Here is an 11,002-nt window from a genome sequence, read left to right on the forward strand (position 1 = left end):
TTGCTACTGGCATCCCGATAATGAAGAACCGGATGTGACGGCAGAAATTGAGGATATGGCCGGGGATATCATGCTGAGACGTGCACTTGCCCTGCTCAGAAAGAAGTTGCAGCGTCTGCATGAAAACACGGATACCGACACACCGTCCTGGTTCATCGCCAGACTCAATCATACGATGACGTTATCAGATTTGCGGCGGTTTGCCGGGGCATATGGCTGCAAAGTGTCCCTGGATGTTGAACTGCCGGATGGCACGCATTACACCGTAGGCCTGTAACAGCTTACCGTAAAAACACCGCTTCAGGGAATGCGAAGCGGTGTTGTCATGACACCGGGTTAAATTATTCTGTGCTGTAATATCCTGCGAATGCTCTTATCAACAGCAACTGATCTGAACGGTTAAAAGGCAGTTTCTTGCCACCAGACCGTAATCACGCTATCTTTCACCCGCACCTGCAAATTCAGGTGCCGGGATTGGTCTCCTGAAGAAGTCTTATCGGCGACATATGGCGCACTGGCGTCTTTTTTATGTCGTGCGTTCGGTCATACCTCAATGGTGGGCCGGGCGGGGGCATCGAAAGATGCGCCGGTTTCCGATAAGGCCGGTAAGACCAACTCCGTCCGGTTCACCACCACAGGATTGGTCTCCAGGGTGGTGAATGTATACACTTATCGGAGATTGCCTTATGACAATACATTCTTTACTGATCCGTGCATTTGTCCTCCGCCAGTCGTTACCGGGAGGTCAGTGATATGTGCCTTTTGTCTGAACCACACCCGGACCGCTCACCTGGTCTGATCCCTGCTGCCATTCCCGATGCCAGACTGCTTGTTGACCGATCATGTGTTCTGGTGAAAACCATGCTCGATCGCCCGGATGAGGCTGCGCCAAACTTTGTTTTATTACAGATGCTTTATGAACAGTTGCAGCAATTACACGACATTTTTGAGGATTCAGAACGTCAGCAACTGAAACCAGGAACGTCCCCTTAATGCTGCGCTCTGTGTTATAAAAAGCCACCCCGGATAATCCTGGGTGGTTTCTGGTTACCGGAACCTGACCGGACAGAACGAAATATACGGTACCGGGTGATCATCATTCATGTCAGTACATACAGCCTTTTTTGATGTCTGTTTTTTATTCATACTTATGGTATAAGTAAGCATCATTAAAAAAGGACGGGAATGTTATGTTCGAAAGTTTATTCAGTGTGGAATCACTTGTATCATTTGCACTTACTGTTACTGTCGGTCTCCCTGTTACCATAAAGCTACTTAAGCTAAATTTAAGTGTAAACAACAAATCCCATACGATAAACGGTAATGGTAATATTATAGAACATAAAGAATACAATATTATCATGCAGGATGCGCAAAAAAATGTCCGCAACCGGAATATGTTTGTCGGCGTTCTGTTTTTTATATTACTTCCTTTCTGCACCTCTTTCATCAATACGTTGCTCGGTAAAATGGCAACGCTGGCTCCCTGGTTTTGTCTGTGTGGTGTATTACTGACGCTGCATGTCAACGGCGTAAAGACCCGCTTTTGGGATGTTTTCTATATTGCGGTTACTTTTTTTATTGCGGACCTTGCATCAAAAAGTGCCGTAAACTCATATTATTTTCTTCAGAGTATTGACGGGTTATATACCCGGTTAGCAGGGACCTTTATTTCGTATGGCTCATCCTTATTTGACAGGGAAATGCAGGTGCGGCATCTGTTCATTCTTAAAGAACAGCTTGCCCTGCTTTGTTCTGTGGCCGGTTTTGTTATCGTGAGTATTACCCTGCTTACTGCCACCTGTGGTTATACAAAGCAAAGAAAGATATCAGGTATTATCTTCTTTTCAGCAGTGAATTCATTGCTCGGTATTGTGGGATATTTGCTGGCCTCGGGGGCTGCGTGGTATTTATTGCATAATCAGAATGATTACCTGAGCTATATCCTCAGACCCGTGGCACCGGTTGTTAATTTCCTGTTCTACATCTATGCCGCTGTTCCTCTGTAAGATGTGTTTATGCTGATACTCAGAGCCTGAACAGGGGGAATATATACGCGCGTTTACGGAACACAATAAAGCCGTATCAGTACACTGATACGGCCTTTACCCTGATGCACCGGACCGGTGCTCAGTCGGCGATGTGCGCTTTTTTCTGTCCTGCTATATAGGGGGGCACATAGTCTTTCCTGCACGTATCCAGATAATCCGACCACCACTGCATCATGGCCTTACGGGCTTCCAGATGTTCCGCCCTGTGGACATAAGCCTGACGCACGGTATTGCGCTCCTGGTGGCTCATCTGGCGCTCAACGGCATCCCGTGACCACAGACCGGATTCCATCAGCGCACCACAGGCCATCGTCCTGAATCCATGTCCGCAGACCTCAAGTCTGGTGTCATAGCCCATCAGCCGCAGCGCCTTGTTTATCGTGTTTTCACACATCGGCTTATACGGATTATGGTCACCGGGGAACACCAGACCCTCATCACCGCTGATATCTTTAATCCGTTTCAGAATGGCGATGGCCTGCTCCGAGAGCGGCACGATATGCGGAGTGCGCATCTTGGCTCCACGACCGGAATAACGCACACCCGCAATGGCCTCACGACTGGCAGGTATCGTCCAGACCCGGTTTCTGAAATCAATTTCACCCCACCGGGCAAAGCGCAGCTCACTGGAGCGGATGAACAGGTGCAGCGTCAGCAGGACGGCAAGCCGGGTCAGCTCACGGCCCTGATGATAACTGTCAATCCGTGCCAGCAGTTCCGGCAGACGTTCCGGCAACAGGGCCGGATAGTGCCGTTTCACCGGCGGCATTGTCACACCGTCAAGCCTGGCTGCCGTGTTACTGTCGGTGAGTCCATGATGAACCGCATAACGCATGATGTTGCAGAGGTGCTGCCGCGTGCGGGACGCAACTTCCAGCAGACCTTTTTCCTCAATTCCTTTCAGTAACGTGATGAAATGACGGGGTTTAAGTTCCGTCACCGGCAGATGACCAATCACCGGGAAAATATGCCTGTTCATGCTGGCAAGCAGACGCTCTGCCGTATTCTGCGACCATTTTTTATGACTTCCGTGCCAGGCCAGCGCCACGGTTTTAAACTGTCTGTCAGGCGCGCGTAAACTTTTCTCCGTGGCCCGCTGCTGCGCCGGGTTGATGTTCTGTGTCAGCAGTTTACGGACACCCTCGCGCTGTTGCCTGGCGTCAGCCAGAGACACAACAGGCCAGGCCCCCAGCGCGATGCGGGATTCTTTACCGTGAATACGGTATTTGAGATACCAGCGACGGGAACCGCCCGGACTGACCAGAAGATACAGGCCGTGCGCGTCAGCAACCTTGAAGGGTTTACCGGAAGACTTAAGACTGCGGATTTTCGTATCGGTAAGAGACATATGGGGGTCACTCCATTATCGAACCAAATCGACCCCGGAGTTGACCACCTTTATTTCCCGATGTGGAGGGTTAAATCAAAACCCGACGGGAAGACTTTTTACGCTAACGCACTGAATCAACATCAGATAAGGATTCGGAGGAAAACATAAAAACAGAAAGATGGCTCCTCTGACTGGACTCGAACCAGTGACATACGGATTAACAGTCCGCCGTTCTACCGACTGAACTACAGAGGAATCGTGTGGAGGGTTATCTTAGCGGCGAAAAAATCTTTGTCAAACCCCATTTCTTGCATTCGTGTCCAATTGCTTCTTCTGCCAACAATTTGTTGTAATTTCCACCAATTAAAGCAGAAAAATATTTTGCAGCTTTGCGGATTCTCCATCATCATTTGAAATGGAGTTTCAACTTTCTCATTAAGGTCCCTCTTGAACGTCACCGCAGCACTTCGCCAGTCCGTAGAACGTACGGCCTGGTATAAAAACCGAAAAAGTTATCGGACCCTCTTCTGGCGTGAAATCACCCCTCTTGCTGTCCCCATTTTTCTGGAAAACACCTGCGTTCTGTTGATGGGCGTGTTGAGTACGTTTCTGGTCAGTTGGCTGGGAGCGGAATCCATGGCGGGCGTCGGGCTGGCAGACAGCTTCAACATGGTGGTGATGGCGTTCTTTGCAGCGATCGATCTGGGTACGACGGTGGTGGTGGCTTTCAGTCTGGGTAAGCGTGACCACAAACGGGCGAGGGCGGCGGCGCGGCAATCGCTGGTGATTATGGCGCTGTTTTCTGTGGTGCTGGCGATTGTCATTCATGCCTTTGGTAAAGAGATTATCGACGTCATCGCGGGAGCGGCGACGGAGCCGGTGAAGGCGTTGGCGTTAACCTACCTTGAGCTGACGGTGATCAGCTACCCGGCGGCAGCCATCGCGCTGATTGGCAGCGGCGCGTTGCGTGGGGCGGGTAATACCAAAATTCCGTTATTGATTAACGGCGGAATGAACATCCTGAACATTATCATCAGCAGCGGGTTAATCTACGGTTTCCTTTCCTGGCAAGGGCTGGGGTTTGTTGGCGCCGGGCTCGGGTTAACCATCTCGCGCTATATCGGTGCGATAGCCATCGTGCTGGTGTTGATCAAAGGGGTAAAATCGCTGCGGATCTCCCTGAGAAGCTATTTCAGACCGTTAAATTTTGGCATCATCTGGGAAGTAATGGGCATCGGGATCCCCGCCAGTATAGAATCGGTGCTGTTTAATGGCGGCAAATTGCTGACGCAGATGTTTGTCGCCGGAATGGGGACGGACGTCATTGCAGGTAACTTCATTGCTTTCTCGGTCGCGTCTCTTATCAACCTGCCGGGGAACGCGCTTGGCTCGGCGTCAACGATTATCACCGGGAAACGTCTCGGCAAAGGGCAGATTGGCCAGGCAGAACGCCAGTTACGCCACGTGTTCTGGCTGTCGACGATTGGGCTGACAGCGATTGCCTGGGGTACCGCACCGTTTGCCGGGTTGTTCGCATCGTTTTACACCCCTGATCCGAATGTACAGGAAGTGGTGAAAGTCCTGCTGTGGCTCAATGCAGCATTCATGCCGATCTGGTCAGCGTCGTGGGTGCTACCGTCAGGTCTGAAAGGGGCGCGTGACGCGCGTTTCGCCATGTGGGTGTCGATGTTCAGTATGTGGGGCTGTCGCGTGGTGGCCGGTTATGTGCTGGGGATTATGCTCGGCATGGGCGTGATCGGCGTGTGGCTCGGCATGTTCCTCGACTGGGCGGTGCGTGGCGTACTTTTTTACTGGCGTATGGTGAGCGGACGCTGGTTACAGAAATACCCCAAAATAAAATCACAGTAAAAAAACGCACAGGGGGGATCACCCTGTGCGTGGGCCATTAAACCCCAAGGCGATCGCGGAGACTGTAGTACGCCGCACCCATGGCGGTAAACGGAATGCGCAGGTTGCGCCCGCCCGGGAACGGGTAATGCGGCAGTTTTGCAAACGCGTCGAAACGCTCTGCATCACCACGTAATGCTTCTGAAACCAGACGGCCGGCCAGGTGCGTACAGGTTACACCGTGGCCGCTGTAGCCCTGCATGTAATAGATGTTGCCGGACAGACGGCCAAACTGCGGCATTCTTGAGAGCGTCAGCAGGAAGTTGCCGGTCCAGCGATAATCGATTTTCACCCCTTTCAGTTGCGGGAACGTTTTGAGCAGTTTCGGCATGATCAGGCGCTCAACGTCATCAGGATCGCGGGCGCCATACACCACGCCGCCGCCATACAGCAGGCGGTTGTCACCGGTCAGACGGTAGTAATCCAGCAGATAATTACAGTCTTCCACGCAGTAGTTATTGGGGATCAGTGACTTCGCTACATCCGCTGACAACGGCTCGGTGGTCACTACCTGCGTGCCACACGGCATGCTGCGTTTCGCCAGTTCCGGCTCGACTTTATCGCCAAGGTAGGCGTTACCGGCGACGATCACATAACGGGCGGTAACCTGGCCTTTCTCCGTACTGACTACTGCCGGATGACTGTGCTGAATTTTGGTGACGGGCGATTGTTCGTAGACACGCCCACCGTTCAGACGGATCGCGTCGGCTTCCCCAATGGCGAGATTCAACGGGTGAATATGACCGCCACTGCGGTCGAGCAGGGCGCCGACGTAGCGTTCAGTATTCACCTCTTTGGCTATGGCGTTAGCGTCCAGCAATTCCAGTTGCGTGTTGCCGTAGCGCTCCCAGTTCTCTTTTTGTTCTTCGAGTGTCGCCAGCTGTTTATGGTTAAGGGCCACAAACAGGCCTCCGGGACGGTAATCACAATCAATCTGGTAGCGTTTGATGCGCTCGCGAATGATCTCTCCGCCTTCAAACATCATACTGCCGAGCATGCGGGCGGCGTCCGGGCCGTAGTTGTTTTCAATGACGTCAATGTCGCGGCTGTAGGAATTGACCAACTGGCCACCGTTGCGCCCGCTGGCACCAAAGCCAATACGGGCGGATTCCAGCAGCACCACGTCGTAACCCATTTCAGCCAGATGCAGGGCAGAAGAGAGACCTGTGTAACCGCCGCCCACCACGCAGACGTCGCAGGTAATGGATTCAGAAAGCGTCGGAAACGGTTCATATTTATTGGCGCTGGCGGCGTAATAGCTTGTGGTATGTTCAGTCATGATGAAGGCTCCAGGGCAATCCAGATGGTTTTCAGTTCGCTAAATTTCTCAAGGGCATGCAGGGATTTATCGCGACCATTGCCGCTTTGCTTATAACCACCAAACGGCACGGTCATATCCCCGTCGTTATAGTTGTTCACAAATATCGACCCCGCTTTCAGGCGGCGGCTCAGGCGATGCGCACGGTTAAGCGATCCGGTCCACACGGCCGCGCCGAGTCCGTAATCACTGTCGTTCGCCAGTTGCAGCGCCTCTTCTTCACTGCGAAAGCGGTTAACGACCAGCACCGGGCCAAAAATTTCGTCGCGTGAGATGTGCGAACAGGGATCGACATCCACAAAAATGGTCGGGCCGACAGCCGCCGGATGGGCATCGCTGCGACCGTCGAGCAGCAGTGTGTTGCCGGATTCCCCGTCGCGGATGAAGCTCTGTACGGTGTCGGCATGCGCGTTATCAATCAGCGTGCCCATGGTGCAGGCGGGATCAAGCGGATTACCGGGTTGCCAGTGTTTAGCCTGTTCTTTAAGCAGCGCAAGGAAGCGGTCTGCAATGCTCTCTTCCACCAGCAGGCGGGTTCCGGCGATGCAGACCTGCCCCTGGTTGTAGAAGATCCCCGCCGCGGTGGCGGCTGCCGCTTTTTCCAGGTCCGGGCAGTCTGCAAAAACCACGTTGGCGCTCTTGCCGCCCGCTTCCAGCCAGACGCGCTTCATATTGGAGTCGCCCGCATCTTTCAGCAGTTGTTTCCCGGTACGGGTGGAGCCGGTGAAAGTAATAACGTCCACGTCCGGGTGCAGCGACAGCGCCTGCCCGGCCTCGTGACCGAAACCGCTTATCACGTTGAGTACGCCGTCCGGCAGCCCGGCTTCTTTTGCGAGTCCGGCCAGCCGCAGGGCCGTCAGTGGTGATTTTTCCGAAGGCTTTAAGATGACACTGTTACCCGCGGCCAGCGCCGGACCAAGCTTCCAGCACGCCAGCAGTAACGGGAAGTTCCACGGCACGACAGCGGCAATCACCCCAACCGGCTCGCGGACGATCATCGCCAGTTCACTCGGTGAAGTAGTTGCCACTTCGCCATACACTTTATCAATGGCTTCGGCATACCAGCGGATAGCGCGGGCCGCGCCGGGAATATCATCACGCAGGCTATGGCGAATCGGTTTACCGGTATCAAGTGTTTCCAGTAACGCCAGCTCCTCGTGATGCTGCTCCATGAGATCCGCTAGCTTATTCAGCACCGCTTTACGTTTCGCCGGTGAAGCCTGTGACCAGTCGCCGCGCTCAAACACCTCACGCGCACTGCGTACGGCAATGTCGACGTCGGCTTTTTTACCACGGGCGACAGCGGTAATCGGGTGCTGGGCAGCGGGATCCAGCGTGGCGAATGTGCTCTTATCCTGCGCTTCGCAATACTCGCCGTTAATAAATAAACGGCTTTCCGGCGTGATATTTTTCGCTTTTTCCTGCCAGTAATTCAGATGATGGAAGTCCATAAAAACCTCTTATTTCAATCGGATAAATTATTGCTCCGGCAAAATCTGGCCGCAGAGAGTCGCAGGCGGGGTCGCCTGTGACAATCTGTTGTTAATAAAGGCCTGAACACGTCAGGCCAGAAAAATCAGAACGTGGTGGGAGTGTGGGCGCTGATGATGCGGCAGATGCCTGCCGAAGTGTTGCTGAAACTGTGAGGAATGCCGGTATTGATGGCGTAACTCTGTCCCGCAACTAAGTGGTACGACTGACCGTTGATGGTCAATACCACTTCACCTTCCAGTATTGTGCCTATCTCCTCACCCTGGTGTTTGATCCGTTCGCCGGTCGTTGTACCAGGCTGGTATGTCTCGAAGATCATCGCCAGTGTGCGATTAGGATTTCCGTTGTGAATCAGCTTCATGGAAACCCCCTGACTGCCGATTTCGATCAGATCGTCCTGATTGATAACGACCTGCGGCTGGTCCGGTTTTTCCGGTTCGGCAAAGAACTCAGAGAGAGACAGTCCGTATACTTTCAGCAGCTTCTGGAGCGAACTGATTGCCGGGCTGACTTTATCCTATTCAATGGTGCTGATTGCACTGTGTGTTAATCCAGACAGTTCGGCTGCGCGACGCTGAGAAAGACCCAGTTGTTGTCGAATCTCCGCCAGACGTTTCCCCGGAGCCAGGCCGTCATCGCTCATAATTTCTATTTCCTTAACAGTAGTGGTCAGAGCCGCTGCTTTTCAGCGAGATAGTTCTGACAGGCAGTAATAAAACCTTCGAGCAACAAACGCGACAGGGCGTATTCGCTACTGTTCCACTCCGGGTGCCACTGAACGCCCAGCGCGTAAGGATGGTCGTGTACGCTCACAGCTTCCACCAGTCCATCCTGCGAACGCGCTTCGACACGTAGTTGCGACCCCAGTGTTTTTGCACCCTGACCATGCAGGGAGTTAACCCAGAATGTACTGCAACCGGGCAGTAATGCTGAGAGCAATCCACCTTCTTGCACTTGAACCTCATGCGATGGTGCATATTGCTGCTCTACTGGCAGCTCCGCATCTTCGCGGTGTTCCAGAAACTGCGAGTGATCGCACAGGCGACGATACAGAGTCCCGCCGGTAGCGACAACCATTTCCTGCATGCCCCGGCAGATGGCGAAAAGGGGGATGCGCCTTTCGAGCGCAGCGTTGATTAACGCTATGCTCAGTTGATCACGCCCTGGATCGGCGTCAGGCTCATCGCCGTTTTCACCATAAAGGTGCGGCTGTACATTGCTCGGGCTGCCCGGCAGGAAAATACCATCAAGTTTTGGCAACAGGGCGGCAAAAAGCTCTGGTTCTGCCAGCGCGTGCGGTAACGCGATGGGCAATCCTCCGACGTTTAAAACGGCATTCAGGTACTTTTCCTGCAAAGTCTGGGTCTCATGACCCTTAATCCTGTTCCTGCACATCACAACACCAATGACTGGCTTGTCAAATATATTGCCCATGATCGGCCTCACGTTCTGGAAAAAATTATTGCCAAACGATTCCATGTTGCAAATTTCCGTTCAATATTTTCTCAATCTAGCAGTGAGATAACTTGTTTGCAAACTTCATTTAACATTTGACAAACATTTAGATTGCAGCCAGAGTCGATGAATGGACATTATATTTAACGGTCTGAGGCAGTGACCGTACCTCAAAGCAACGGCGGTGAATCATGGAAACCAATATCGTAGAAGTTGAGAATTTTGTTCAGCAGTCTGAAGAGAGACGAAGTAGCGCGTTTGCGCGCGAAGTAAAGCACTATCTCGAACGTTACCCGCAAACGCAGTATGTCGATGTTCTGTTAACCGATCTGAATGGCTGCTTCCGCGGCAAACGCATTCCGGTTTCAGGGTTACGTAAGTTAGAGAAGGGCTGTTATTTCCCGGCCTCAGTGTTTGCTATGGATATCCTCGGCAATGTGGTTGAAGAAGCCGGGCTGGGGCAGGAACTGGGCGAGCCGGATCGCAGCTGTGTTCCTGTTCCGGGTACGCTGACACCGTCCGCTGCGGACCCTGAGTTTATCGGTCAGATGTTGTTGACCATGCTGGATGAAGATGGCGCTCCCTTTGACGTTGAGCCGCGGAACGTACTGAACCGACTCTGGCAGCAGCTTCGCCAGCGCGGTCTGCACCCCGTGGTAGCGGTAGAGCTGGAGTTCTATTTACTGGACCGGCAGCGTGACGCAGAAGGGTATCTCCAGCCACCGTGCGCACCAGGCACCCAGGACCGCAATATGCAAAGCCAGGTCTATTCCGTTGATAACCTGAACCATTTCGCCGACGTGCTGACGGACATTGATGATTTAGCGCGAATGCAGCTGATCCCTGCTGATGGCGCAGTGGCTGAAGCCTCGCCCGGGCAGTTTGAAATCAACCTGCATCATACTGACAACGTGCTGGATGCCTGCGACGATGCGCTGGCGCTGAAGCGTCTTGTCCGCCTGGTTGCTGAGAAGCATAAAATGCACGCCACATTTATGGCAAAACCGTATGAAGAGCATGCGGGCAGCGGGATGCACATTCACATCAGCATCCTGAATAATAAGGGCGAAAACGTGCTGGCGGACGCCGATGGCGAAGATTCGATCACTCTGAAGCGGGCACTGGCAGGAATGATAGACCTGATGCCTGCCTCTATGGCACTGTTAGCGCCTAACGTAAATTCGTATCGCCGTTTCCAGCCTGGCATGTATGTGCCGACGCAGGCGTCGTGGGGGCATAACAACCGTACGGTTGCGCTGCGAATTCCCTGCGGTGATCGTGATAACCATCGTGTTGAATACCGGGTGGCTGGCGCAGATGCCAACCCTTATCTGGTGATGGCGACCCTGCTGGCGGGCATTTTGCACGGCCTCGATAACGATTTGCCGTTACCGGCTGAGGTCGAAGGCAACGGGACTTGGAGCAGGACGGTTCTGCCGTTCCCTATCC

10 protein-coding genes, 1 tRNA gene and 1 pseudogene are annotated in these 11,002 nt (G+C 53.1%); 6 read left to right on the plus strand and 6 right to left on the minus strand.

Annotation, left to right across the window (positions count from 1 at the left end; all coding sequences use genetic code 11):
• The 3 genes from GTGU_RS25985 to GTGU_RS00030 all read left to right on the plus strand — a co-directional run.
• A partial coding sequence (locus tag GTGU_RS25985; RefSeq protein ID WP_038153118.1) for a hypothetical protein occupies positions 1 to 277 on the plus strand: 277 nt, incomplete at its 5' end.
• 584 nt (positions 278 to 861) lie between these two features.
• The gene (locus GTGU_RS26815) at positions 862 to 993 is read left to right on the plus strand and encodes a hypothetical protein (RefSeq protein ID WP_281172946.1); all 132 of its coding nucleotides are present in this window, start codon (positions 862 to 864) and stop codon (positions 991 to 993) included.
• Positions 994 to 1,190: 197 nt separating this feature from the next.
• Positions 1,191 to 2,009, plus strand: a complete 819-nt coding sequence (locus tag GTGU_RS00030; protein ID WP_038153121.1) for a hypothetical protein — start codon at positions 1,191 to 1,193, stop codon at positions 2,007 to 2,009.
• Between the two features lie 121 nt (positions 2,010 to 2,130).
• Here the strand turns inward: GTGU_RS00030 and GTGU_RS00035 are convergent, their stop codons facing one another.
• Positions 2,131 to 3,399, minus strand: coding sequence for a tyrosine-type recombinase/integrase (locus GTGU_RS00035; RefSeq protein ID WP_038153123.1), 1,269 nt, complete (start codon positions 3,397 to 3,399; stop codon positions 2,131 to 2,133).
• Positions 3,400 to 3,560: 161 nt separating this feature from the next.
• Positions 3,561 to 3,636, minus strand: a tRNA-Asn gene (locus GTGU_RS00040).
• Positions 3,637 to 3,641: 5 nt separating this feature from the next.
• Between GTGU_RS00040 and GTGU_RS26955 the strand changes: the two genes are divergently transcribed.
• Both GTGU_RS26955 and GTGU_RS00045 read left to right on the plus strand, forming a co-directional pair.
• On the plus strand, positions 3,642 to 3,734 hold the full coding sequence (locus GTGU_RS26955; RefSeq protein ID WP_425427375.1) for a DUF5951 family protein: 93 nt from the start codon (positions 3,642 to 3,644) through the stop codon (positions 3,732 to 3,734).
• A 94-nt stretch (positions 3,735 to 3,828) separates the two neighbouring features.
• Positions 3,829 to 5,250: an EmmdR/YeeO family multidrug/toxin efflux MATE transporter gene (locus tag GTGU_RS00045; RefSeq protein ID WP_038153127.1), complete on the plus strand. Its 1,422-nt coding sequence runs from the start codon at positions 3,829 to 3,831 to the stop codon at positions 5,248 to 5,250.
• 37 nt (positions 5,251 to 5,287) lie between these two features.
• Here GTGU_RS00045 and GTGU_RS00050 read toward each other — a convergent pair whose 3' ends face one another.
• From GTGU_RS00050 to puuD, 4 genes and pseudogenes are all read right to left on the minus strand, one after another.
• Positions 5,288 to 6,568, minus strand: a complete 1,281-nt coding sequence (locus GTGU_RS00050; RefSeq protein ID WP_038153138.1) for an NAD(P)/FAD-dependent oxidoreductase — start codon at positions 6,566 to 6,568, stop codon at positions 5,288 to 5,290.
• On the minus strand, positions 6,565 to 8,058 hold the full coding sequence (gene puuC, locus GTGU_RS00055; protein ID WP_038153140.1) for an aldehyde dehydrogenase PuuC: 1,494 nt from the start codon (positions 8,056 to 8,058) through the stop codon (positions 6,565 to 6,567). Before puuC ends, GTGU_RS00050 begins: the two co-directional genes overlap by 4 nt.
• A 125-nt stretch (positions 8,059 to 8,183) precedes the next feature.
• Positions 8,184 to 8,741: pseudogene (gene puuR / locus GTGU_RS00060) on the minus strand (HTH-type transcriptional regulator PuuR).
• 26 nt (positions 8,742 to 8,767) lie between these two features.
• On the minus strand, positions 8,768 to 9,532 hold the full coding sequence (gene puuD / locus GTGU_RS00065) for a gamma-glutamyl-gamma-aminobutyrate hydrolase (RefSeq protein ID WP_038153145.1): 765 nt from the start codon (positions 9,530 to 9,532) through the stop codon (positions 8,768 to 8,770).
• Positions 9,533 to 9,744: 212 nt separating this feature from the next.
• Between puuD and GTGU_RS00070 the strand changes: the two genes are divergently transcribed.
• A partial coding sequence (locus GTGU_RS00070) for a glutamine synthetase family protein (protein ID WP_038153142.1) occupies positions 9,745 to 11,002 on the plus strand: 1,258 nt, incomplete at its 3' end.

It is taken from the genome of Trabulsiella guamensis ATCC 49490 (genome assembly GCF_000734965.1).
Lineage (GTDB): Bacteria > Pseudomonadota > Gammaproteobacteria > Enterobacterales > Enterobacteriaceae > Trabulsiella > Trabulsiella guamensis.

What these genes read in the sequence shown, in the direction of transcription:
- GTGU_RS26815 (WP_281172946.1), top strand. Translation starts at nt 862, where the DNA reads ATGCTCGATCGCCCGGATGAGGCTGCGCCAAACTTTGTTTTATTACAG.
- puuD (WP_038153145.1), bottom strand. Translation starts at nt 9,532, where the DNA reads ATGGGCAATATATTTGACAAGCCAGTCATTGGTGTTGTGATGTGCAGG.
- GTGU_RS00050 (WP_038153138.1), bottom strand. Translation starts at nt 6,568, where the DNA reads ATGACTGAACATACCACAAGCTATTACGCCGCCAGCGCCAATAAATAT.
- GTGU_RS00030 (WP_038153121.1), top strand. Translation starts at nt 1,191, where the DNA reads ATGTTCGAAAGTTTATTCAGTGTGGAATCACTTGTATCATTTGCACTT.
- puuC (WP_038153140.1), bottom strand. Translation starts at nt 8,058, where the DNA reads ATGGACTTCCATCATCTGAATTACTGGCAGGAAAAAGCGAAAAATATC.
- GTGU_RS00035 (WP_038153123.1), bottom strand. Translation starts at nt 3,399, where the DNA reads ATGTCTCTTACCGATACGAAAATCCGCAGTCTTAAGTCTTCCGGTAAA.